The sequence below is a fragment of the Rhodoferax sp. GW822-FHT02A01 genome (assembly GCF_038784515.1).
Classification (GTDB): Bacteria; Pseudomonadota; Gammaproteobacteria; order Burkholderiales; family Burkholderiaceae_C; genus Allorhodoferax.
Genome location: NZ_CP152376.1, coordinates 1593040 through 1615456, shown reverse-complemented (window position 1 = coordinate 1615456; position 22417 = coordinate 1593040). Strand labels below are relative to the sequence as shown.

The 22417-nt window shown below is 60.1% G+C and carries 23 protein-coding genes; 17 read left to right on the top strand and 6 right to left on the bottom strand.

Annotation, left to right across the window (positions count from 1 at the left end):
• Positions 1-62: 62 nt before the first annotated feature.
• From soxC to AAGF34_RS07610, 14 genes are all read left to right on the top strand, one after another.
• Positions 63-1445, top strand: coding sequence for a sulfite dehydrogenase (gene soxC, locus AAGF34_RS07675; protein ID WP_342620023.1), 1383 nt, complete (start codon positions 63-65; stop codon positions 1443-1445).
• A 19-nt stretch (positions 1446-1464) separates the two neighbouring features.
• Positions 1465-2529 (top strand): c-type cytochrome, encoded by a 1065-nt coding sequence (locus tag AAGF34_RS07670; RefSeq protein ID WP_342621060.1) that lies wholly within the window; start codon positions 1465-1467, stop codon positions 2527-2529.
• A gap of 27 nt (positions 2530-2556) precedes the next feature.
• On the top strand, positions 2557-3024 hold the full coding sequence (gene soxY / locus AAGF34_RS07665) for a thiosulfate oxidation carrier protein SoxY (RefSeq protein WP_342620022.1): 468 nt from the start codon (positions 2557-2559) through the stop codon (positions 3022-3024).
• A 54-nt stretch (positions 3025-3078) separates the two neighbouring features.
• Positions 3079-3390, top strand: a complete 312-nt coding sequence (gene soxZ / locus AAGF34_RS07660) for a thiosulfate oxidation carrier complex protein SoxZ (protein WP_342620021.1) — start codon at positions 3079-3081, stop codon at positions 3388-3390.
• Positions 3391-3404: 14 nt separating this feature from the next.
• The gene (gene soxA, locus AAGF34_RS07655; protein WP_342620020.1) at positions 3405-4208 is read left to right on the top strand and encodes a sulfur oxidation c-type cytochrome SoxA; all 804 of its coding nucleotides are present in this window, start codon (positions 3405-3407) and stop codon (positions 4206-4208) included.
• 10 nt (positions 4209-4218) lie between these two features.
• Positions 4219-4869: a sulfur oxidation c-type cytochrome SoxX gene (gene soxX / locus AAGF34_RS07650; protein WP_342620019.1), complete on the top strand. Its 651-nt coding sequence runs from the start codon at positions 4219-4221 to the stop codon at positions 4867-4869.
• Between the two features lie 12 nt (positions 4870-4881).
• On the top strand, positions 4882-6618 hold the full coding sequence (soxB, locus tag AAGF34_RS07645; protein ID WP_342620018.1) for a thiosulfohydrolase SoxB: 1737 nt from the start codon (positions 4882-4884) through the stop codon (positions 6616-6618).
• 10 nt (positions 6619-6628) lie between these two features.
• Entirely contained in the window at positions 6629-7150 is a 522-nt protein-coding gene (locus tag AAGF34_RS07640) for a heme-binding protein (RefSeq protein WP_342620017.1), read from the top strand.
• Between the two features lie 25 nt (positions 7151-7175).
• Positions 7176-7589, top strand: a complete 414-nt coding sequence (locus tag AAGF34_RS07635) for a DsrE family protein (RefSeq protein WP_342620016.1) — start codon at positions 7176-7178, stop codon at positions 7587-7589.
• Positions 7590-7612: 23 nt separating this feature from the next.
• On the top strand, positions 7613-8695 hold the full coding sequence (locus tag AAGF34_RS07630; RefSeq protein WP_342620015.1) for a YeeE/YedE family protein: 1083 nt from the start codon (positions 7613-7615) through the stop codon (positions 8693-8695).
• 2 nt (positions 8696-8697) lie between these two features.
• Positions 8698-9642 (top strand): MBL fold metallo-hydrolase, encoded by a 945-nt coding sequence (locus tag AAGF34_RS07625; RefSeq protein WP_342620014.1) that lies wholly within the window; start codon positions 8698-8700, stop codon positions 9640-9642.
• On the top strand, positions 9639-10151 hold the full coding sequence (locus AAGF34_RS07620; protein ID WP_342620013.1) for a TlpA disulfide reductase family protein: 513 nt from the start codon (positions 9639-9641) through the stop codon (positions 10149-10151). Before AAGF34_RS07625 ends, AAGF34_RS07620 begins: the two co-directional genes overlap by 4 nt.
• 44 nt (positions 10152-10195) lie before the next feature.
• Positions 10196-10552, top strand: a complete 357-nt coding sequence (locus AAGF34_RS07615) for a metalloregulator ArsR/SmtB family transcription factor (RefSeq protein WP_342620012.1) — start codon at positions 10196-10198, stop codon at positions 10550-10552.
• Positions 10553-10642: 90 nt separating this feature from the next.
• Complete coding sequence (locus tag AAGF34_RS07610) at positions 10643-12214, top strand: methyl-accepting chemotaxis protein (protein WP_342620011.1); 1572 nt, start codon at positions 10643-10645, stop codon at positions 12212-12214.
• Here AAGF34_RS07610 and AAGF34_RS07605 read toward each other — a convergent pair.
• A complete protein-coding gene (locus AAGF34_RS07605) occupies positions 12203-13858 on the bottom strand; it encodes a ClcB-like voltage-gated chloride channel protein (protein WP_342620010.1) in 1656 nt (551 codons plus the stop codon). The two genes, AAGF34_RS07610 and AAGF34_RS07605, sit on opposite strands and share 12 nt — an antisense overlap.
• A gap of 103 nt (positions 13859-13961) precedes the next feature.
• Positions 13962-14345: a cupin domain-containing protein gene (locus AAGF34_RS07600; protein ID WP_342620009.1), complete on the bottom strand. Its 384-nt coding sequence runs from the start codon at positions 14343-14345 to the stop codon at positions 13962-13964.
• Between the two features lie 188 nt (positions 14346-14533).
• On the opposite strand from AAGF34_RS07600, the gene AAGF34_RS07595 reads away from it, so the two are divergent.
• Together AAGF34_RS07595 and AAGF34_RS07590 are read left to right on the top strand one after the other, a co-directional pair.
• The gene (locus tag AAGF34_RS07595; RefSeq protein ID WP_342620008.1) at positions 14534-14932 is read left to right on the top strand and encodes a DUF1924 domain-containing protein; all 399 of its coding nucleotides are present in this window, start codon (positions 14534-14536) and stop codon (positions 14930-14932) included.
• Between the two features lie 116 nt (positions 14933-15048).
• Complete coding sequence (locus AAGF34_RS07590) at positions 15049-15753, top strand: Crp/Fnr family transcriptional regulator (protein WP_342620007.1); 705 nt, start codon at positions 15049-15051, stop codon at positions 15751-15753.
• A gap of 12 nt (positions 15754-15765) precedes the next feature.
• Here AAGF34_RS07590 and AAGF34_RS07585 read toward each other — a convergent pair whose 3' ends face one another.
• Entirely contained in the window at positions 15766-15909 is a 144-nt protein-coding gene (locus tag AAGF34_RS07585; RefSeq protein WP_342620006.1) for a DUF3149 domain-containing protein, read from the bottom strand.
• A 194-nt stretch (positions 15910-16103) separates the two neighbouring features.
• Between AAGF34_RS07585 and pstS the strand changes: the two genes are divergently transcribed.
• Positions 16104-17147 carry a phosphate ABC transporter substrate-binding protein PstS gene (pstS, locus tag AAGF34_RS07580; protein ID WP_342620005.1) on the top strand — a complete coding sequence of 348 codons (1044 nt, stop codon included), beginning with the start codon at positions 16104-16106 and terminating at the stop codon, positions 17145-17147.
• A 4-nt stretch (positions 17148-17151) separates the two neighbouring features.
• On the opposite strand, the gene AAGF34_RS07575 is transcribed toward pstS, so the two are convergent.
• The 3 genes from AAGF34_RS07575 to AAGF34_RS07565 all read right to left on the bottom strand — a co-directional run bounded on the left by AAGF34_RS07575 (position 17152) and on the right by AAGF34_RS07565 (position 22348).
• A complete protein-coding gene (locus AAGF34_RS07575; protein WP_342620004.1) occupies positions 17152-18942 on the bottom strand; it encodes an NAD(P)/FAD-dependent oxidoreductase in 1791 nt (596 codons plus the stop codon).
• Positions 18943-19128: 186 nt separating this feature from the next.
• On the bottom strand, positions 19129-21036 hold the full coding sequence (locus AAGF34_RS07570; protein WP_342620003.1) for a sigma-54-dependent Fis family transcriptional regulator: 1908 nt from the start codon (positions 21034-21036) through the stop codon (positions 19129-19131).
• Positions 21037-21112: 76 nt separating this feature from the next.
• Entirely contained in the window at positions 21113-22348 is a 1236-nt protein-coding gene (locus AAGF34_RS07565; protein ID WP_342620002.1) for an FAD-dependent oxidoreductase, read from the bottom strand.
• Positions 22349-22417 lie beyond the last annotated feature (69 nt).

Genomic DNA, 22417 nt, shown 5'->3' with positions numbered 1-22417 from the left:
CGGCGTCATGGGCAGGGTTTGTCCTCATGCATAGACATCATTGAATGCTTATATTAGCGCTCATGAATAAGTCAAATTCAGAACCCACACAAACCGGGCGCCTGATCAAGGCACCTGAAAACTTTCTGGCTGCACAGGACATCCGGCAGGTTCAGGAAGAGGCCAAGAGCGGTAGGCGCGATTTTCTGCGCCGCGCGTTTGCCGCTGCGGGCGCTGCGGCGGCGGCACCGGTCATGGCGCAGTCCAACCCGGTGCCCGATACCGGTGGCGACCCGAATATTCTGAATCTGCCGGAGCATTCGCGCGGACTGGGTCAGCCGGTAGCAACCGATGGATACGGCAAACCCTCCAAATATGAGAGCAATGTGCAGCGGCGGCCCAGCCCCGGCTTGACACAGACCGCACAAGCCTCGGTCTCTTTCGCGCCCTTGCAATCGCTGTTTGGCATAGTCACTCCAAGCGGCCTGCATTTTGAGCGCCATCACCAGGGATGGTGGGATATCGATCCCAGCAAACATCGCCTGATGGTGAACGGATCGGACGAAAAGATCGTGCAAAACCCCATGGTGTTCACCATGGACGAGTTGATGCGCATGCCCGCCGTCAGCCGCTTTCACTTCATTGAGTGCGGTGCCAATACCGGCATGGAGTGGGGCAACGTGGCGGTTCCAACTTGCCAATACACCCACGGCATGCTCAGCTGCAGCGAATTCACCGGCGTTCCGCTGAAGCTGCTGCTGGACCGCGCAGGGGTGGACTACAAGCGTGGGCGCTATGTGCTGGCGGAAGGCGCGGATGGCTCGTCCATGACGCGCACCGTGCCCATGGAACTGATAGAGAGTGGCGAGGTCATCGTGGCCTACGGGCAAAACGGCGAGATGCTGCGCCCCGAAAATGGCTACCCCTTGCGCCTGGTGGTTCCGGGTGTGCAGGGCGTCAGCTGGGTCAAGTACCTGCGGCGCATTGAAGTGGGCGACAAGCCCTATGGTGCCAAAGACGAAGTGATTCACTATGTGGACCTTCTACCCAGCGGACAGCATCGCCAATACACCAGCACCCAGGAATGCAAGAGCGTGGTGACCACGCCGTCGGGTGGGCAGGTTCTACTGGATCAGGGCTTCTACAACATCAGCGGACTGGCATGGTCCGGTCGCGGCAAGATCCGTAAGGTCGACGTCTCCACCGATGGCGGACGCAATTGGCGCACCGCGCGCCTGGAATCCCCCGTAATGAGCAAGTGCCTGACGCGCTTCAACCTCGACTGGGTCTGGGACGGCAAGCCGGCGCTGATCCAGAGCCGGGCGATGGATGAGACCGGCTATGTGCAACCCACCAACCGTCAGCTCAGAGCGGTGCGCGGAACCCGCTCGATCTATCACAACAACTCCATTCAGACCTGGTTGGTACAGGAAAGCGGTGAGGTGAAGAATGTTCAAGTTGCCTAAGTTGCGCTTAGCAGTGGCTATGCTGGCGGGCCTTTGCGCGCTGACTGGCACCAACGCCTGGTCCGATACGGCCTATGTGGGCATTGGCCGCAGCGCAACGCCCAAGGAACTGGCCGCCTGGGATATCGACGTGCGACCCGACTTCAAAGGGTTGCCAGCAGGCTCAGGTTCCGTTGCCCAAGGCATGGACATCTGGGAGTCCAAATGCGCAGCTTGCCATGGCGTGTTTGGCGAGAGCAACCAGACCTTCTCGCCACTGGTGGGCGGCACTACGGCGCAAGACATCCAGACCGGTCACGTCGCGCGCCTGAATGACCCAGCCTATCCGGGCCGTACCACCTTGATGAAGGTGTCCACCTTGTCCACACTGTGGGACTACATCAACCGCGCCATGCCGTGGAACGCGCCCAAGTCCCTGTCCACCAACGAGGTCTACGCTGTTGTGGCCTATCTGCTGAATCTGGGCGGCATCGTGCCGGACAACCTGGTGCTTTCCAACACCAACATGGCTGATGTGCAGAAACTGCTACCCAACCGCAATGGCATCACCACAGACCACGGCCTGTGGCCGGGCAAGGGGATGGGCAACGGTGGCAAGCCGGACGTGAAAGCCGTGGCCTGCATGAAGGATTGCGCCACAGAGGTCACGGTGAAGTCTTCACTACCTGACTTTGCACGCAATGCCCATGGCAATCTGGCTGAGCAAAACCGTACCGTGGGTGCCCAGCACGGTGTGGACACCACGCGCCCACCATCCACCTCTGTCGTCGAAGCCCGGGCAGCGGCTACCAATGTCAAGACAGCTCCTGCTGCAGTGGCGGCGGGCCCGGCCAGCCCGGATACGCTGACCAAGAAATACGCCTGCACGGCATGCCACGGAATCGATAGCAAGATCGTGGGGCCGGGCTTCAGGGAGGTTGCAAGCAAGTACGCTGGGCGTGCCGATATTGAAACCTACCTTGCAGGAAAGATCCGCTCCGGTGGCACGGGCCTTTGGGGCAGCAACGTGATGCCGGCGCAGACCCTGAGCGATGCGGAGGCGCGTACCTTGGCCCGATGGATTGCCAGCGGTGCCGGTAAGTGAGATTGTTTAGATTCATAGGAGATACATATGACAACCCGTAGACAGATGCTTGCGCGGTCCACCCAGGTGGCAGCGATGTTGGCGACATTGGGGCTTTTGCCTGAGCTGGCCCAGGCGCAGGCGGCCGGCTTCAACGTCGCGGCCTTTGATGCCAAGAACATGGCCGACTTGATGAAAGCCCTGGGTGGCAGTGCGCCCACCGAGAGCAAGGACGTGACGATTACCGGGCCCGACATTGCCGAGAACGGCGCCGTGGTGCCCGTGGGCGCATCGACTGCGCTGCCAGGCGTCAAGCGCATATTGCTGCTGGTGGAGAAGAATCCCTCCATGCTGTCGGCCATGTTTGATGTGACCGATGCGGTAGACGCCAACTTCTCCACCCGCGTGAAGATGGGGCAGTCGTCCAATGTATTCGCCGTGGCGATGATGGCCGACGGGCGCTCCCTGTATGCCTCCAAGGAAATCAAAGTCACCCTGGGCGGATGCGGCGGCTAAGCAGCCGCCCCACTAGCCAGCCCAGTCAACCTACCCATATTGAAGGAGAACACCATGGCAGATCCGATGCGCATTCGCGCCCAGGCCGCTGGAGACAAAGCAACTGTTCGCGTGCTGATGAGTCATGAAATGGAGACCGGTTTGCGCAAGGACGCATCCGGCAAGGCGATACCCGCCTGGTATATCCAGGAAGTGACGGCACAGCTCAACGGCAAGACCGTGATGACCGCCCAATGGGGCCCCTCGGTCGCCAAGAATCCGTTTCTGCAGTTCAGCGTCAAGGGCGCCAAGGCTGGGGACAAGATCACCATGTCATGGATCGACAACAAGGGCGAAAAGCGTACGGACGAAGCCACCGTCTCCTGAACACCGGAGCCACTATGCGAACACTCTGGACACTCATTGCCGTTGCAACCGTTGCCGTTTCGACGGCCGGTCTGGCGCAGCAGAAGTCGGCAAGCGACGCCATTGCCGAATACCGTGCCATGCTGGCTGACGGCAACCCGGCAGACCTGTTTGAGGCCAAGGGCGAAGAGTTGTGGAAGCAAAAACGGGGACCGAAAAACGTCTCCCTGGAGCAATGCAACCTGGGCAAGGGTGCTGGCGTAGTGAAAGGGGCGTTTGTTGAATTGCCCCGATGGTTTGCAGACACTGGCAGGGTGCAGGATCTGGAGTCGCGACTGCTGACCTGCATGGAAACCCTGCAGGGCTTTGACTCCAAGGTCATCATCAATACCCCCTTTGGCAAGGGAGAGCAGGCAAAGATCGAAAGCCTGGTGGCCTGGATCTCTGCCGAGTCCAAGGGCATGCATTTCAATCTGCCGCAAGCCCACACAGCAGAAAAGACTGCCTACGAGCTGGGCAAACGTGCGTTCTATTACCGGGCCGGCCCTTACGATTTTTCCTGTGCGTCGTGCCATGGCCAGGAAGGCAAGCGCATCCGCTTGCAGGATCTGCCGGACCTCACCAAGAACCCGGGCGATGGCGTGGGGTTTGCGGCATGGCCGGCCTACCGCGTGAGCAGTGGCGAGCTCTGGGGAATGCAGCGCCGCCTCAACGACTGCTTCCGCCAGCAACGCTTTCCCTATCCCGGCTATACCTCGGACGTGACGGTGGCGCTGGGTGTCTACATGGGTGTCAACGCCAAGGGCGCCGAGTCCATTGCACCCGCGCTCAAACGCTAAAGGAGACACCATGAACGCTTTGAAAACTATGGTGATTGTGGCCGCTGCCGCCATCGCCGCCGGATGTGCCTCCATGTCACCCGGCCCCGACTATCGGGCCTTTTTGCAACAGATGATGGGCAGCTCGTTTCGCGATGAAGGCATAGCAAAGATTGATCGCCTGAAGCAGGACGAGGCCAACGCGGCCTGCTCTGAAGCCCAGTCCGGCACACCACCGGAAGCGGTGACCAGCGCTATCCAGGAGCAGGCTCTCAAGAGCGTGCGCATGCCCAAAGACGGCAAATTTCTGGGCGACTGGCGCGAGGGTGAAAAGCTTGCGCAGAACGGCCGTGGCATGACGTGGACGGACAAGTCGGCCGAGCCCCGCGACAACGGCGGCAATTGCCTGAACTGCCACCAGGTCACCAAGGAAGAAATTGCCTACGGCACGATTGGTCCCAGCCTCTACCACTATGGCAAGGACCGGGGCGTCGTGGATCCGCAAAGCGAGATGTCCCGCCCCATCGTTGAATACACCTGGACCAAGATCTACAACTCCCGGTCGTACAACGCATGCTCCGGCATGCCGCGCTTCGGTCACCTCGGTCTTTTGGACGAGACACAAATGAAACACCTGATGGCCCTGCTGCTGGATCCACAGTCGCCCGTCAACAGCAACTGATAGAGCGCACCGATGAACCTGTCCAAACGTGAATTCCTCCAGGTACTGGGAGCAGCGTCAGTTGCCGGACTGCACCTGAGCCGCTTTGCTAACGCCGATGCGGCAACAGCCCAGCAAGGCTTGTACGACCTGCCCCGCTTTGGCAACGTATCGCTGCTGCACATGACCGACTGCCACGCGCAGCTGATGCCCATCCATTTCCGCGAACCCAGTGTCAATATCGGCGTGGGCGCGATGCAGGGCAAGCTCCCCCATCTGGTGGGCGACAACCTGTTGAAAGCCGCCGGTCTTGCACCCGGCTCGGCCCAGGCACATGCGTTCACCTACATCGATTTCGAGAAGGCCTCGCGCTCGTATGGCAAGGTCGGCGGCTTCGCCCACCTGGCCACGCTGGTCAAGCAACTCAAGGCAACACGGCCGGGAGCCTTGCTGCTGGACGGTGGAGACACCTGGCAGGGCTCGGCTACGTCGCTGTGGACGCAGGCGCAGGACATGGTCGATGCATGCAAGTTGCTGGGTGTGGACGTGATGACCGGACACTGGGAATTCACATACGGGATGGAGCGGGTCAAGGAAATTGTCGAGAAAGACTTTGAGGGCAAGATCGACTTTGTTGCCCAGAACGTCAAGACGACAGACTTTGGCGATCCGGTCTTCAAACCCTATGTGCTGCGCGAGATCAACGGCGTATCAGTTGCCATCATCGGTCAGGCTTTTCCCTACACACCGATTGCCAACCCGCGCTATATGGTGGCCGACTGGAGTTTCGGCATCCAGGACGACAACCTGCAAAAGATGGTGGACGAAGTGCGTGCCAAAGGCGCGAAGGTGGTGGTCGTGCTGTCCCACAATGGCATGGACGTGGACCTGAAGATGGCCTCGCGCGTGCGCGGTGTGGATGCCATCTTTGGCGGCCATACGCACGATGGCGTTCCGATCGCGGTGCCGGTTTCCAACGCAGGTGGCACCACCCTGGTGACCAATGCCGGAAGCAATGGCAAGTTCCTCGGTGTCATGGACTTCCAGGTGGGAAGCTCTGGCGTTACCGACTTCCGCTACCGCCTGCTGCCAGTGTTTGCCAATCAACTCCCAGCCGACCCGGCCATGGCAGCGCTGATCGACAAAGTGCGCGCACCCTATGCCGCCAAGCTGGCCGAGAAGCTGGCAGTCACCGATGGTCTGCTGTACCGCCGCGGGAACTTCAACGGCAGCTGGGACCAGCTGGTGTGTGACGCACTGATGGATGTGCAAGGAGCCGACATTGCCTTGAGCCCCGGTTTCCGCTGGGGCACCACGCTGCTGCCTGGCGACACCATCACACGCGAACTGATGATGGACCAGCTGGCCATTACCTACCCCTATGCCACGCTGACCGAGATGACCGGCGAGACCATCAAAACCATTCTGGAAGACGTGGCCGACAACCTCTTCAACCCCGACCCCTATTACCAGCAAGGCGGCGACATGGTGCGCGTGGGTGGCCTGACCTACACCTGCGAGCCGACGCAACGCATGGGACAACGCATCAGCCGCATGACGTTGGGCGGTAAGCCGCTGGACGCATCACGCACCTACAAGGTCGCCGGATGGGCGCCCGTGGCGGAAGCGGCACGCACCGCACCCGGCAACAAACCGATATGGGACGTGGTGGAGACCTGGCTCAAGGCGCAACCAGGTGGCCATGTCAAGGCCCGCGCTGTCAACACACCCACGCTGATTGGCATGGCTGGCAACAGCGGTATTGCCTGACATGCCCGCCATGCAACAGCTCCCCAGCCGCGCACATCGGTTGCTTGTCAGCGTGGCCATGTTGTGTGCAATGCAAAGCGCGACTGCGGGCAAAGACGAGGGCGCAAGCTTCGCCGTGAAGATGCTGACCCCTGAGACGGCAATGGTTGCGGCACAGGCGGCACTGCAACAGTGTCGCAACGCGGGATATCAGGTTTCGGTGGCCGTGGTGGACCGCTTCGGCATAACGCAAGTGCTTGTGCGCGACCGGTTTGCCGGCGCCCACACGGTGGAGTTTGCAAGCCAGAAGGCCTGGACTGCGGCCAGCTTCAAAATGGCAACCACGCTGTTGGCGCAGCAAACACAGGCGGGTATGCCCATGAGCGGCATCCGCAACAACGGACATGTCATGGCAGCCGGTGGCGGGCAACCCATTGAAGCCGGTGGCGCTCTTCTGGGCGGCATCGGTGTATCGGGTGCGCCCGGGTGTGATGCCGATGACAACTGCGCTCTGGCCGGGTTAAGGTCCATTGCCGATACCCTTGAATTCTGAAACGCTCTACAACAAGGTGCATTCCATGAAACTACTCAGACTGTTTGCCATCGCTCTTGCACTCCTGACCAGCGGCCTGGCCTGGTGCCAGGACAAGGTGGTCTACCACATCAGCGATGCGGACTCCCAGGCGCTGGCAGGTCTGCGCAATATCCGCAACCATCTGGACACCGATCCAACGGCCAAGATCATCGTGGTGACCCATGCCAACGGTGTCGATTTCCTGATGGAAGGTGCCAAGGACAAGAACGGCAGCCTGTATGCAGGCCCGGTCTCTGCGCTGAAGAGCCGCGGAGTTACCTTTGAGGTCTGTGAAATCACACTAAAGACCCGCAACCTGAAGCAAGACCAGTTCATCCAGGAGGTGGACTTCACGCCCTCTGGCGTGGTGCGCCTTGTCAAGTTGCAGCAGCAGGGCTACGCCTACATCAAACCCTGACGCCTCGTTGCTGAGAATCCTGCATGCCACCTTCGCTCATTGAAAGTGCCGTCGAGTACCTGGGCGAAAACCATTCGCTGGCACTGCTCGGCATGGTGGTGGGTGCGGCGTTTGGCTTCCTGGCGCAACGCTCCCGTTTCTGCCTGCGTTCCGCCGTCATTGAATTCGCACGCAACCTCACCGGTGGCAAGCTCACGGTCTGGTTGTTTGCGTTTTCCACCGCCGTATTGGCCACGCAAACTCTGGCGCTTCTGGGTCTGTTTGATGCCAGCGAGTCGCGGCAAATTTCAGCGCGAGGCAGCCTGTCGGGGGCAGCCGTGGGCGGTGCATTGTTCGGCATGGGCATGACGCTGGCGCGTGGCTGCTCCAGCCGGCTGCTGGTGCTGGCCGCACAAGGCAATCTGCGCTCATTGGTTTCCGGTCTGGTATTTGCAGTGGCGGCACAAGCCGCCTGGACCGGTGTGTTGTCTCCCGTGCGCGAGGTCATATCGGCATGGTGGACGGTGGACGGTGGTGTCTCCCGCGACCTGCTGGCCATGAGTGGCATTGGCCATTTAGGTGCGCTGTGCTTCGGGCTGGTGTGGCTGGCTGCGGCGGTCGTGTGGGCCCGGCGCCAGTCTGTGGCCACCTGGGCCTGGGCGGGAGCCATAGGGGTTGGGCTGACGATTGCCGCCGCCTGGTGGGCCACTTATGCCATATCGCGGGTTTCATTTGACCCGCATCCCATCCAGTCACTCAGCTTTACCGGCCCGTCTGCCGAAGTACTGTCTCGCGTGCTGTTCATCACCGACAAGCCTGCCACCTTTGACCTGGCACTGGTGCCCGGCGTGTTTCTGGGTGCCTTTGTTGCGGCAGCACTGTCGGGGGAGCTCAAGCTCGAAGGTTTTCAAGGCGGTGCGGGCATGCGCCGCTACCTGCTGGGTGCGATGTGCATGGGCTTCGGTGGCATGCTCGCCGGTGGCTGTGCCGTCGGCGCAGGCCTGTCGGGCACATCGGTCTTCAGTCTGACCTCGTTTGTGACACTCACGGGCATGTGGCTTGCCGGTGCGCTCACGGACAGGCTGATGGATCAGCATCCCGCTGCCGAATCGCTTGCAATCAAATAACCATGGCCAAAGCAAAACTCCTGTGGGTTCTCATCTGTGTGTGCTGGTTCTGGGGCGCCCACGCCGATGAGGCGCCGCTCAAGGCGGTGCAACTGGCAGACCGTGTCTGGTTTGTCCAGGGTCAGGCCGCGCTGGGCAGTGTTGCCAACCGCAACTTCATATCCAATGCGGGCTTTGTGGTCACGGACGATGGTGTAGTGGTGGTCGATGCGCTGGGCTCGCCAGCCCTTGCCAAGGAGCTGTTGGCCGAAATACGGCGCATCACACCGCAGCCGGTGCGCTATGTCATCGCCACCCACTACCATGCCGACCACATTTATGGCTTGCAGGCGTTCAAGGACGCAGGCGCCACAGTGCTGGCGCACACAGAGGCCCGCGAATACCTGAACTCCGACACCGCGCAAAAGAGACTGGAAGCCAGCCGGGTGGAGCTGTTTCCCTGGATCGATGACAAGACCAGATTGGTACCCGCCGACCGCTGGCTCGAAGAAAAGGAAACGCGCTTGCGCGTAGGCTCCTTTGACTTCGTCATCGGCCATGTGGGACCGGCGCATACGGTAGAAGACGTGGTGGTCTATGTGCCCCAGCTCGGCGTGCTGTTTTCCGGGGACCTGTTTTTTCGCGGGCGCATTCCCTACGTTGGCCAGGCCGACAGCCGTCTGTGGATTGCGTCTCTCAACCGGATGATGCAGTACCAACCCAAACTGGTCATCCCCGGCCACGGCCCCTCGTCTTCCGAACCCATGGCCGACATGACCATGACGCGGGACTATCTGCTGTATCTGCGAAAGACCATGGGCGAGGCTGCGAGAAATCTGGAGCCATTTGAAGACGCCTATGCCAGGGCCGACTGGTCCGCGTTTGAAAAAATGCCACTGTTTCGGGTCGCCAACCACATGAACGCCTACAACACCTATCTGTTGATGGAGCAACAGACGGAGCCATGACCGATCAGCACGGACCATCAGCTCGTCTGTCGCGCAGGGACATCTTGCGCGGTATGTCCATCGCCTGGACGCCCGGGCTGGCCATGGCCGATGGGGGCAGTGCCACTATCGACTGGCCAACACTTCCCTTGCTGGATGGCGGCGTGCTTCAACCCTCGACCTGGGTTGGAACGCCGGCAGTTCTGGTCTTCTGGGCCACCTGGTGCCCCTTTTGCCAGCGTCACAACGCCCACATTGAAAAGCTGTACCAGCAGACCCTGGGCAGGAATTTGCGTGTTTTGGGTGTTGCCACGGAAACGGACAGATCAAAGCTTGGCAACTACATGCAAAGCCATCAGTTCCATTTCCCGGTGGCGCTGGCCGACAGCAGTTTCCGTGGGCAGTTCACACAGCGGCGCATCATCCCTTTGACGTGCCTGGTTTCAGAACGGGGCATACTGAAGCAGACGATTCCGGGTGAGATGTCACAGGAAGACGTTCTCTCACTGGCGTCAGCATCGTGGGCCTGAGTGCCTAAAATGCGAGTGGCGTATTTACTTCTATCGGATACCTTATGGATGAGTCGATCAATCAAGACCGCGTCTTTGAATCAGCAGCGGAGCTGTTTGCCCTCTTGTCCACGCCCATGCGACTCAAGATCATCAGCGCCGTCTGCGAAAAGGAAAAGAATGTTTCCGAACTGCTGGAACTGATAGACACCACGCAACCCAATATGTCCCAGCATCTGGCAACCCTGCATCGCAAGGGTGTGCTGTCCAAACGCCGCGAAGGCGTACAGATTTACTACAAGCTGCAAAGTGAGCGCGTTGCCATGCTGTGCCGCGCGGTCTGCACCCAGGTGGCCATCGAATTGGACGACGCAGGCAGCATCGATGCAGCAGACAGGTTGACATACAACACACCGCGCTGATCTGATAAGCACTCCTTACTGGAGATGCTGCAAAATGTCCCTCTAAATACCCGCCGTGCATTGGCGCGTCGGGCACAACAAGGGGACAAAATGAATCTCGCTTCAATGAAAGTCGCCACAAAATTGTGGCTGTTCATGACGGTTGTCGTCCTCGCCATTCTGACCGTGGCGCTTGCGGGGACAGCCCGAAGCGCAAGGATATTGGCAGAAGGCCGCGAAGCGGCAAACAACTCCGCAGAAATGATCAGGATTTCAACCCAGTGGTCGAATTTGACCGAGGGCAACTCCTTTCGCAACCAGGCGATGATGATCAGCAATGAGCCTGCCATCTCCGCAGCGTTCAAGGATTCTGTAAACAGTACGGTCGCCAGGATTTCCGAGCTTCAGAAAAAGATCGAGTCCATGCCGTTGGACGATGCGGACAAGGCGCAGATGCAGAAGATATCGGACTTGCGCAAAACCGTCATTGCCTCGAGAGTCAAGGCGCTTCAATTCAAGACCGACGGGAATGGAGACGAGGCAATCAAGGTCATGCAGTCCGAATACCTGCCCAATATGGCCCTCTACATTGGCGCGCAAAAGGATTTCGTGAAGTTGCAGGAGCAACACATGGAGCACATCCTTGCGCAAACGGAAGAGCAGCGCGCCAACAATACGCTTGGGATCTTGATCGCCTTGGCGGTGATCATTGTGGTCATATTTTTTGGAATCAGGTGGCTGGTCGGTTCTATCCAGGAACCCCTGGCTCAGGCAAATGACTACGCAGTACGCATTGCCCACGGAGACCTGAGTGCTGTTATTTCGACGCAGCGGGGCGACGAGTTCGGCACCTTGTTGGGTACCCTCGGGAAAATGAACACATCCCTGGCACAGCTTGTAATGTCGGTGCGAAACGGCTCCGAAGGTGTTGCAACCGCCAGCTCGGAAATTGCGCAAGGCAACAACGACCTGTCGTCGCGTACTGAGCAGCAGGCCAGCGCACTCGAAGAGACTGCGGCAAGCATGGAAGAACTCAATTCCACGGTGAAGCAGAACGCTGATGCTGCGCGCCAGGCCAATCAACTCGCGGCAAACGCTGCGGCTGTTGCCACGCAAGGTGGTGAGGTGGTGGGGCAGGTTGTGGAAACCATGAAGGGCATCGTTGACTCCAGTCGCAAGATCAGCGACATCATCAGCGTGATTGATGGCATCGCCTTCCAGACCAACATTCTTGCGTTGAATGCTGCGGTGGAGGCGGCCCGTGCCGGTGAGCAGGGACGCGGTTTTGCGGTGGTGGCCAGTGAGGTTCGCTCCCTCGCGGGGCGCAGTGCGGAAGCTGCCAAGGAGATCAAGTCCCTGATCAATGCCAGTGTCGAGCGCGTCGAGCAAGGAACGGCACTGGTGGACAAGGCCGGCAGTACGATGACCGAGGTTGTGGGCAGCATCCGCCGGGTCACCGACATCATGGGAGAAATCAGCGCGGCAAGCAGCGAGCAGGCATCTGGCGTATCCCAAATCGGTGAGGCGGTGCAAAGCATGGATCAGGTGACCCAGCAGAACGCGGCATTGGTGGAGCAGATGGCTGCGGCCGCGAGCAGTCTGAAAAGCCAGGCGCAGGAATTGGTAGCAGTGGTTGCGACCTTCAAGCTCAATGCAACGGACGTCCGTGCACTAAATGCTTAGTCGTGCATAGGTGTCGAGCAAGGCACTCTTCTTCACCACACCCACGAGTCGGGGTTCTTCCGTGGATTGAATGACCGGCAGTCGCTCACCCTGATGCGCCATGAAGCGCCGAAACGCGGTACTCAAACCCATATCGCTGGTGAGGGGCTGGATTTCATGGGTGAGCAGGTCGATGGCCCGGTTGCCCCTCAGGTTGTGATCTGCCGTCGCCGAATTCAGATTCCTCAAAGGCACCACGCCTTGGTACACGCCCTGGGGGTCAACCACATAAAGGTACTTCACCGGATGTGCCGCAAACAGGTGGGCCATGCTGTCCAGATCCGCGTCCTGGCCCACTACGGTCTCGGCTGGCTGAATGAGGTCCTGAACCAGCAGCTTTCGCAAACGCTGGCGTTCCTCGCTCTGCACCAGCCGCCGGAGTGTGATGTCGTACATAGAGCCTGCATTGGTCACTCGCGCCACGAAGTAGGCCATCACGCACCCCACCATCAAAGGCAGCATCACCTGGTAACTCAAGGTCATTTCAAACAGCATGAGGATGGCCATCAGCGGCGCTTGCGTGGAGCCTGCCAGAAAGGCTCCCATCCCCACGATTCCGTAGGCAAACGGCGCGGATGCCAGTTGGGGCCAAAGCGATTGCACGCCCAGACCATAGATCTCACCCAGCATGCAGCCGAAGAACAGGGCGGGAGTAAAGACCCCACCGACAGCACCCGAACCCACCGTGGCAAAGGTGGCGAGTGCCTTGCTGGCCAACAGCAGAAAGAGCAGCGTCCAGCTCCATTGGGAATGCAACGCGCTGTTGACGACGCTGTAACCGTTGCCCCATACCTCCGGGATGAACCAGGAGACAAGACCAACCACCAGTCCGCCAAGACACATGCGCAAGGGCAATGCCACGGGAAGACTGGCAAAGAGTTTCCGGCTTCTTTCCAACCCCCTCAAAAATACCGCAGCCCCCAGCCCCGCAAGAACACCCAGCAATGCAAACAGCAGCACGTCGGGTCCCTGGATGCTGGGGAAGCTCGGGATGGCATAGGGTGGTTGATAGCCGGGGAATTCGCGCATGGTGATGTTGGCCACCACAGCCGCCACGATGATCGGCCCCAGGCTATCCAGCGCAATGGAGCCCAGCACGATTTCCGCAATGAAGAAGACGCTTGCAAAAGGCGCGTTGTAGGCCGCCGTAATACCGGCTGCGGCTCCACAGGCGACCAGCAGGCGCAATTTGTCGGCAGGCATGCGCAGCCCTTTGCCCAGGGACGAAGCACACATGGCCGCCAGTTGCACCATGGAGCCCTCGCGTCCAATCGAGCCACCACTGACAATGCTCACCACCGATGAAAGACTGCGCCCCACAGTCAGGCGCACGGGGATGCTTCCGTCTCCCATCGTGCTGGCCTCCATGTAGTCGCTGATGCTGTTCTTTTCCTTGAAGCGGTTGATCCATTGCAGCAGCAGCCCAGCAACCAGACCGCCCAATGCAGGTACACACAAGCGCGCCGCCGGGCTCAGACTGTGCGCCAGCGCAACCATGCTGCCGCCCTGCCCAAGCAAAGCCCTGTCTCCCCAGTACAGCGACAGACGAAAGGCTTGCGTTGCCAAGGCGCCTATCAACCCGGCCAATACAGCCCACACGATCATTGCCAGCCAGGAAAATCGATACAGCCTTTCACCCCAAAAAGTTCGATAGCGCACGCCAAGGAGGTGGAGAAGGTTCACGGCGCGGTCATGGGTAGATGCCGAACTATTTGTATTGAATGGAAAAAGGTCGAGCCGGATCGGAGACCTGAAAGCTTATCAGCTTGAGTACCTGTGTGGCATGTTTGTTCATCACTCGGGACCTCCGGTTCGCAGGCTCCAACAAACCCTGCCCGGCCGAGACGGTCTTCGGTGGCTTTCCTTCAATCTCCCAGACACCGGTTCCCGTTTCAACATAGATAGCCACGGCCGCAGGGTGGATATGCCAGGGACTCGCGGTGTTGGGTGCGAACTGCGAAGTGACCATGCGCACTTCTGTCCGGTCCTCCTGCATCTCCTTCAACAGAAATGCCGACGGCGGATCGGACGACTGTGCCAGCGCGTCAAACGCAATCAGACCCAGAAGACTCAGAGCAATAAAAATTCGCATACAAAAGGCAGCTGTACGGAAGTGGCGCACGAGTCTAATTCAGTGGTATTGCCTCCTGTTCGCTCTTTACATTTTTTCACTCGGAGGCAACGTAAAGACGTAGCTTGCGTAGCGGCGATTGAGCGTCGGCGAGATTAAGTTTGACTTAATTCTTGGCAACGTAGACTGGCCCATTCTCTGGAGCCAGAATGAACGCAACCATAGGACTTTTCACTGCAGCATTCCTGATTCTGCTCAGTCAGCACCTGCATGCCGAAGACACAACGCCGGCAAAGCAAGTAGATACGCTGGTGAGGCTTTCGGGCATCCGGCCGAATCCCGGCAGTGGGCATGACTTCTTTGTGTCCAAGCACGGACGGGAATGGTCATGCTCCAGTTGCCACACGGCGGATCCCACGGGTCTGGGCAAGCACGTCAAGACCGGCAAGGTGATCCAGCCCATGGCACCGGCAGCGAATCCAAGCCGCTTTACCGATGTCACCAAGACGGAAAAATGGTTCCGCAGAAATTGCAACGATGTGATCGGGCGGGAATGCACCCCCGAAGAAAAGGCCGATGTCCTGACGTGGCTCTTGAGCCTGAAGTAGCAGACCGCCATGCGCGGCAACCTGTTGAAGATCAAACCCATCTGATCGGAAGTCGATAGCATCTGGACCAGGGAATCGGCGCGCCCGCCATTCCGTTAGTCAAAGAAGGTCTATTTGTGATTCCCATCAAAACCGCATCTGCCTGGCGAGGAACATCGGACTGCCGCAACTGTGCAATCAGGGAGATGGTCCTGTTTGCAGATTTGGATGAATCCGATTTCTCGAAGATTCACGCCCCGATTGATGATCTGGAATATGCGTTGGATTCGGTGCTGCTGCAGGAAGGAGACCGCGCGCCAGGTCTCTTTACCGTGAGGTCAGGAATGTTCAAGCTGGTGCGAACGACCAGCGACGGCCGCGAACGCATCGTGCGGGTAATGCGCCAGGGGGATGTCATCGGTCTGGAAGCGCTGGTGCACGGCAAGATCGACACAAGCGTTGTCGCCTTGACCGCTGTATCCGTCTGTCGAATACCGCTGGAAATCATCCAGTCGCTGGCTGTGCAGTCGCCGCGCCTGCATCAGAGTCTGATGCGCAAGTGGTCCCACAATCAAAAGGAAGCGGAGGACTGGTTGGCAGACCTGAATTACGGCACTGCCCGCCAGCGCGTTGTCAATTTCATTCTGAAAATGCGAAGCCCCACCGACATGCAGCTCGTCACGCTCTTCAGTCGGGAAGACATCGGGGCGATGGTCGATTTGAAGATGGAAACCGTCAGCAGGGAAGTCAGTCAGCTTGTGCGCAACAAAGTTCTGGAACCACTGGACAAGCAGGGCCGTACCTACCGCATCATCAACCTCGCCGGCTTGTCGACTGACTGATTGCACGACCCGCTATTTTTCGTTGTTGCGGGCGGCTTCGTTCACCTTGTGCTTGAAGTACCAGAGGAAGAAAACCGCCATCCCCAGCATGAAGCCAATGCCGCTGATGCTCATGATTCCGTAGTCGGTGGTGAACAGATCTGTTAGCAGTTTCATGTCAATCCCCTTAAAGGTGTGACACGAGTGTCCCTGCCGATCTGGTGACGTCGATTGATATTTATCACCCGACACCTGCCATTTTTTGGGATGCTTTGACGCAGGTTACTTAAGCAGAACTTAATGCGCCGCCGTTGTCACTGAATTGACATACATAAAAACTACCTTCGGGTTCCCTTTACTCAGGTGTTCTCATGAATCTCACATTCAAAAAAATATCGGTCCTCGCCGCGTCGCTGTCGACCCTTTGCGCTGGTGGTCATGCATTCGCGCAGGAAGTCACAGGCGCAGGCGCCAGCTTTCCTGCACCGGTCTATGCCAAATGGGCCTCCGACTACAACAAGGCCACCGGCGTAAAGGTCAATTACCAGTCCATCGGCTCGGGTGGTGGCATCAAGCAGATTGACTCCAAGACCGTGGACTTCGGCGCCTCCGACATGCCCCTGACGGACGACGTCCTCAAGTCGAAAGGCCAGCTGCAGTTTCCCACGGTCATGGGTGGGGTGGTGCCCGTCATCAACATCAAGGGGATTGAGCCCGGCCAGATGAAGCTCACCGGCCCTGTGCTGGCGGACATCTTCCTGGGCAAGGTAGCCAAGTGGAACGACCCTGCTATCAAGGCCTTGAATCCCACACTGGCACTGCCTGACACGGACATTGCGCAGGTGCGTCGCGCCGACGGCTCCGGCACCACCTTCATCTTCACCAACTACCTGAGCAAGGTCAGCCCCGAATGGAAGAGCAAGGTGGGTGAAGGCACGGCAGTGAACTGGCCCATTGGTGCTGGCGGCAAGGGCAACGAAGGCGTTTCGGCCTTCGTCAACCGCATTCCCAATTCGATTGGTTATGTGGAATATTCCTACGTGAAGCAGAACAAGATGAACTACGCCATCCTGCAGAACGCGTCGGGCAATTTCGTCCATCCCGACGAGGCAGCCTTCAAGGCGGCCGCTGCCGGCGCCGATTGGAGCAAGTCGTTCTACCAGATCCTCACCAATGAGCCAGGCAAGGAAGCCTGGCCCATCAGCGGAGCCACCTTCATCCTGATGCACGAAAAGCAGGACAAGCCCGCCAACGCAGCCGAGGTGCTGAAGTTCTTCAACTGGGCCTACGCCAATGGCGGCAAGGCGGCCTCGGATCTGGATTACGTCCCGATGCCGGCCACCGTGGTGGCCGCCATTCAGAAGTCCTGGGGCGACATCAAGGACAACGCTGGCAAGCCCGTCGCCTTCAAGTGAAGCGCTAGCGCAGGTGATGCACCGCAGCCTGCCGATACACCGGCGTATCCAGGCCCTCAAAGCGGGCCTTGAGTTGCAGGGACAGGAACTGCGAGTAATGCCGGCTCTGGTGCAGATTGCCGCCATGAATCCAGAGCTGCGGCTGGTTGGTGGGCTTCCACATGTTGCGAAGCTCGCCTTCCCATGGTCCAGGGTCCTTGGTGGTGCTGGAGCCCAGGCCCCATACCTTGCCGACGCGGTTGGCCACATCGGGTGAGACGATGTCGGCCAGGAACTGGTTCATGGAGCCAAATCCGGTGGCGTACACGATCAGATCCGCGGGCAGCTCGGTGCCGTCGGTGAGCAGTACTGACTTGGGGTTGATGCGCTCGATGTTTACCCGGCTCTTGAGCTTGATGCTGCCATTGGCCACCAGCTCGGACGCGCCCACGTCGATATAGTAGCCCGAACCGCGGCGCAGGTACTTCATGAACAGGCCAGAGCCGTCATCACCAAAGTCCAGCATGAAGCCCGCCTTCTCCAGTCGGCCATAGAGATCGGCCTCGCGCTTCTTCATCTCCTCGTACACCGGGATGTGGAAGGTGTGCATGATCTTGTAGGGCACGCTGGCAAAGATCAGGTCGGCCTTGTGGTGGTCTATGCCGTTCTTGACAGCCTCTTCGCTGTAGAGCCCGCCCAATGCCAGCTCCATGAGCGCCTGCGAGGGCGCAATGTGGGTGCTGCTGCGCTGGACCATGGTGACGTCCACGCCGTTCTCCCACAGGGCTGCGCAGATGTCGTGGGCCGAGTTGTTGGAGCCCAGCACCACCACTTTCTTGCCCTTGTATTTTTCCGGGCCGGGGTGCTTGCTGGAGTGGTGCTGCTCGCCTTCAAAGGTGTCGGCACCTGCAATCTTGGGCACGTTGGCATAGCCGGAAACACCCAGCGCAAACACCAGTTGCTTGGGCCGCAGCGTCACCTGTTCACCGGCGCGGTCCACCTCCACCACCCACTCGCCCTTGGCCTCGTCAAAGTGCGCACTCTTGGCAGTAGTGGAGCCCCAGTAGTTGAGCTCCATGACCTTGGCATACATCTCCAGCCAATCGCCCACCTTGTCCTTGGGTGCGAACACCGGCCAGTCGTCCGGGAAAGGAATGTAGGGCAGGTGGTCGTACCACACCGGGTCATGCAGGCACAAGCTCTTGTAGCGGTTGCGCCAGCTGTCGCCGGGACGCGCATTCTTCTCGATGACCAGCGTGGGCACGCCCAGACGACGCAGGCGCGCAGCCAGAATGATGCCGCCCTGACCGCCCCCCACGATGACCACATAGGGCTGCTCGCTGTAACCCAGCTTGGCCTGCTCCTCATTGCGCAGCTCCATCCAGGTTTTGCGGTTCTTGTGCACTCCGTGCTCTGCGCCCTTGATGCGGCGGGTGCCGGTCTTTTCCTCGAAGCCCTTGAGTTCCACCATAGTGGTGAGCAGGGTCCAGGCCTTACCGTCCTTGAGCCGCAAATGGCCGCGTCCACGCGAAAGACGTGTCTCGAAGGTGAACCAGGCGTCGATCACGCCACCGGCTTCGGTCGCTTCGCCTTCCAGCGTGAAGCTGCCTGGAGCCACATCGGCCAGCCGTGCAGCGAGCATGTCGCGCACCGCGGGCTTGCCTTCCTGGGTACAGATGTTCCAGGTGAAGCTGACCAGGTCGCGCCAATAGCAGTCGTCATCAAACAGTGCGAGCGCCGCTTCCAGATCACGCTTGCCAAGCGCGGCACCAAAATCGGCCAACCAGGTGCTGGCCCTTTGCGAGGGGGTTGTCATTGAACTTGTCTCCTGTGGATGGCCAGCCTCGAAATGGGCTGACTCAACTGATACAAGTCAATATCCGTGCCAGAACGGTCCGGCGCCTAAGTGCTTGATTTGTATGGACTCAGAACGCAGGGGGTGCTGTCACACTGTGACAGGTGTAACAGCCAGGCAGGTGACAGTTGTCACCCTGTTGCACCGCTATTCGCGGTTGTTCGGCACGATGCCTGCACGCTTCATGCGCCGGTACAGCGTCATGCGCGACAGCCCCAGCTCGCGCGCCAGGGCACTTACGTTCCAATGCGCGGCGCGCAGAGCCTGTAGCAGCTGCTCGTCGGCATCGCAGCGTGGGGCTGGACGGGGCTGCGCCACGGCCTGCACGGCGGATGCTTCACGCAGTTGCGGCAAGTCGTCGGTGTCGATGTCGCCGTGCGCGCGCATGCTGCTGGCGTAGTCCAGCACATTGCGAAGCTCCCGCAGATTGCCCGGCCATGTATGTGCCATCAGTTGTGCCAGCGCTGCCGCAGTGAGTGTGCGGCCTGACAACATATGGCCAATCAGCGCACCACGGTCCGCCCGCTCGCGCAGCGGCGGCAGACTGAAGTGGGCACCATTGAGGCGGTAGTACAGGTCGTCACGGAACTTGCCTGAGCGCACCAGCGCTTCCAGGGGCGCATGCGTGGCGGCAATGACGCGGATGTTGATGGGGATGGGCTTGAGTGCGCCCACCGGAAGAACCTCGCGCTCGGACAACACGCGCAGCAGGCGTGCCTGCAGCGCCAGGGGCATGTCGCCTATCTCATCCAGGAACAGGGTGCCTCCGTCGGCTTCCTGCACCAGCCCGCGCTTGCCCTTGGCACTGGCTCCGGAAAAGCTGCCGGGCATGTGGCCAAACAGCTCGCTCTCGATCAGCGCCTCGGGGATGGCCGCACAGTTCACCGCCACAAAGGGCCGCTGCTTGCGCACGCTGCTGGCATGAATGGCCTTGGCAAAGTACTCCTTGCCCGAACCGGTTTCACCGGTGATGAGCAGGCTGATGGGGGAGTTCACCAGCATTGCCGCGCGTTTGATCTGCCGGTCCAGCGCCAGGTCACCCAGGGAGAGGGATGCCAGCGGCTCCGGTAGGTGTGCGGCAACAGCGTCACGCACGACCAGAGGCACCGGTGGTGGCGGAGTGACGGACAGAAACAACGCCCTGTGCACGCCACGCAACATAACTGCGCGCTGGTCCATGGGTTGCGCCATCACGTAGCGGCCGATTTGGGAAAACGGAACGTTCAGCAGGCTTTCCCATGGTGACCCCAGCAGCTTGCCGTGGTTCACGCCCTGCAGCCCCAACTGTGCACGGCGGTTGTGGCCGATGACGCGCCCCGCCCCATCCAGGGCCAGCAGATATTCGGGTTGCACTTCCAGAAACTGCGGGGCGCTGGCCAGCCGCACGATCCAGTCGCGCCGATGGCGCTGCAGGAAGGCCGCATTCTCGATGTCGTGCGCATACATGGTGACCAGCTGCAGGGCGAGGTGCTGGCTCTCCTTGGGCTGCGAAGAGCTGAGCTGGGAGATGTCCAGCACGGCGCTCAGATTGCCCAGGCTGTCGTAGATGGGTGCCGTTGTGCAAGTCAACGGAATGTGGGTGGCATCGAAATGGTCATCCAGATGCACCGTCAGAGCCCGGCCGGTGCTGATGCAGGTACCCACGCCACAGGTGCCCGCATGGTGTTCGCTCCAATCCGCTCCCAGGTACAGGCCGGCTCGGCGCAGGCTGGGCTCAAAAACCAAGTCACCCAGAAAGTCCACGGTGATGCCACGCGCATCGGTCAGCAGCACCACATAGCCCAGACCCGAGACCTTGCTGTAGAGCGACTCCAATCCGTGGCGGGCAATTTGCAGAAGACTCTCCATCTGCTCCTTGTGCTCGCGCAAGCGGGCTTGCGGCACGATGATGGCCTCTTGCATGCGTGTGGGGTCCAGCCCGTGCTCGTGCACGCAACGCACCCAGGAGTCCCGAATCAGGTCTTCGTGGCGGGAAGCCAGCGGCTTGCCGTTTGCATGCGCCTCGGATGCGACCTGCATCACGGTGGAAATATGCTGATGGGGTGTGACTTGCATGGGGGACTGCTCCGGCGTGGGCCTTGGAGCAGGCACAGTCGTTCAATGCCTCCCATGTGTCAAGAGCGCACAAACCCTAGCCGCGGTTGAGGTCCACCTGCGCGTCCATCACCAGTTCCGGATTCTTCAGCAGCCGTTCCTTCCATGCCCCCAGGTGTCGGCGCGACTGGATCAGCCCGCGTATGGCGCCCACGTGCTGCGGATGGCCGATGGTGATGGCGCCCACCAGCTGGTCGCCATCGAAGCACAGTCGGGTATAGATGAAGTTGGCCTCATCGACCACTTCGGTGCTTTCACCGCCGTCAACGCCCTGCCACAGACCAAAGGTGTGCGATACGAGCCCGACCGAGTCCAGCACATTCATGCCCAGGCTGCCGATGTAGGGCACGTCCTTGCCGGCCATGTTGAGCGCTGCAATGCGTCCATGCTCTGTGGCCGTGGGCTGCAGTGCGTGCACTACCCATTCACCGGTGGAAAAGTCGTGCCCTTCGGCCACGTCGCCCGCCGCGTAGATGTGTGGGACCGAGGTGCGCATGTGCGGGTCAATCACGATTCCGCTGCGGATTTCCACGCCGGTGTTTGCAAGGAACGACACGTTCGGATGCACGCCGGTTGCCAGAATGATGAGGTCGGCATCAATGGCGCCTGTGTCCATGATCAGGCGCGGACCGGGTTCTATGCGCAGGGTGCGCCCAGTGGTGATGACGTTCACACCGCGACCCTCCAGCCAGCGCTGCAGCATGCGGCTGCCCACTGGCGTCATCATGGAACGCAGGATCTGGCCCGAACGGCCCGCCACTACGGATAGCCGCACGCCCCTGCTCACCAGCGCCTTCATGCAGACCCCGGCCACGAAGCCGGCGCCCAACAAGACCACGCGCGCGCCAGGGACCAGACGGGGCGCAATCTTGTGCGCATCCTCCAGGGTCCAGCACGACACCACACCCGGCAGATCGGTGCCGGGCAACGGTGGCAAGCTGGGCGATGAGCCGGTTGCCACCAGCAGACGGTCATATCGCAGTTGCGAACCGTCGTCCAGATCGACCAGGCCGCCGTCCGGCCCGGCGTGCACCTGCAACGCCTTGGCATGGAGGTAGCGAATGCCAAGCCCTTCGAGGTGGTGGTGCGAGCGGCGTTGGCGCGCACCGTCGTCGTCTATGTTTCCGCTCAGGATATAGGGGATGGCCATGCGCGCATAGGGCTCACCCGGTTCGCCGCTGACCAGTGTGATGTGCGCATCGGCACTGGTTTCACGCAAGGTCTCGGCAGCGCGCATGCCAGCCGAGCCGGCGCCAATGATGACAAAGTCCATGGTCCTTCTCCTTCATGTTGCCAGTGAATGGCATCGCCACAAATATAGGCTTCGCCGGGGAGAAATCCT

Coding starts and splice junctions, on each gene's coding strand:
- soxA (WP_342620020.1), top strand. CDS start 3,405: ATGCGAACACTCTGGACACTCATTGCCGTTGCAACCGTTGCCGTTTCG.
- AAGF34_RS07670 (WP_342621060.1), top strand. CDS start 1,465: ATGCTGGCGGGCCTTTGCGCGCTGACTGGCACCAACGCCTGGTCCGAT.
- AAGF34_RS07625 (WP_342620014.1), top strand. CDS start 8,698: ATGGCCAAAGCAAAACTCCTGTGGGTTCTCATCTGTGTGTGCTGGTTC.
- AAGF34_RS07585 (WP_342620006.1), bottom strand. CDS start 15,909: ATGAAACTGCTAACAGATCTGTTCACCACCGACTACGGAATCATGAGC.
- AAGF34_RS07565 (WP_342620002.1), bottom strand. CDS start 22,348: ATGGACTTTGTCATCATTGGCGCCGGCTCGGCTGGCATGCGCGCTGCC.
- AAGF34_RS07595 (WP_342620008.1), top strand. CDS start 14,534: ATGAACGCAACCATAGGACTTTTCACTGCAGCATTCCTGATTCTGCTC.
- pstS (WP_342620005.1), top strand. CDS start 16,104: ATGAATCTCACATTCAAAAAAATATCGGTCCTCGCCGCGTCGCTGTCG.
- AAGF34_RS07600 (WP_342620009.1), bottom strand. CDS start 14,345: ATGCGAATTTTTATTGCTCTGAGTCTTCTGGGTCTGATTGCGTTTGAC.
- AAGF34_RS07640 (WP_342620017.1), top strand. CDS start 6,629: ATGCAACAGCTCCCCAGCCGCGCACATCGGTTGCTTGTCAGCGTGGCC.
- AAGF34_RS07570 (WP_342620003.1), bottom strand. CDS start 21,036: ATGCAAGTCACACCCCATCAGCATATTTCCACCGTGATGCAGGTCGCA.
- AAGF34_RS07605 (WP_342620010.1), bottom strand. CDS start 13,858: ATGATCGTGTGGGCTGTATTGGCCGGGTTGATAGGCGCCTTGGCAACG.
- soxY (WP_342620022.1), top strand. CDS start 2,557: ATGACAACCCGTAGACAGATGCTTGCGCGGTCCACCCAGGTGGCAGCG.
- AAGF34_RS07610 (WP_342620011.1), top strand. CDS start 10,643: ATGAATCTCGCTTCAATGAAAGTCGCCACAAAATTGTGGCTGTTCATG.
- soxZ (WP_342620021.1), top strand. CDS start 3,079: ATGGCAGATCCGATGCGCATTCGCGCCCAGGCCGCTGGAGACAAAGCA.
- AAGF34_RS07620 (WP_342620013.1), top strand. CDS start 9,639: ATGACCGATCAGCACGGACCATCAGCTCGTCTGTCGCGCAGGGACATC.
- AAGF34_RS07635 (WP_342620016.1), top strand. CDS start 7,176: ATGAAACTACTCAGACTGTTTGCCATCGCTCTTGCACTCCTGACCAGC.
- soxC (WP_342620023.1), top strand. CDS start 63: ATGAATAAGTCAAATTCAGAACCCACACAAACCGGGCGCCTGATCAAG.
- AAGF34_RS07575 (WP_342620004.1), bottom strand. CDS start 18,942: ATGACAACCCCCTCGCAAAGGGCCAGCACCTGGTTGGCCGATTTTGGT.
- soxB (WP_342620018.1), top strand. CDS start 4,882: ATGAACCTGTCCAAACGTGAATTCCTCCAGGTACTGGGAGCAGCGTCA.
- AAGF34_RS07615 (WP_342620012.1), top strand. CDS start 10,196: ATGGATGAGTCGATCAATCAAGACCGCGTCTTTGAATCAGCAGCGGAG.
- AAGF34_RS07630 (WP_342620015.1), top strand. CDS start 7,613: ATGCCACCTTCGCTCATTGAAAGTGCCGTCGAGTACCTGGGCGAAAAC.
- soxX (WP_342620019.1), top strand. CDS start 4,219: ATGAACGCTTTGAAAACTATGGTGATTGTGGCCGCTGCCGCCATCGCC.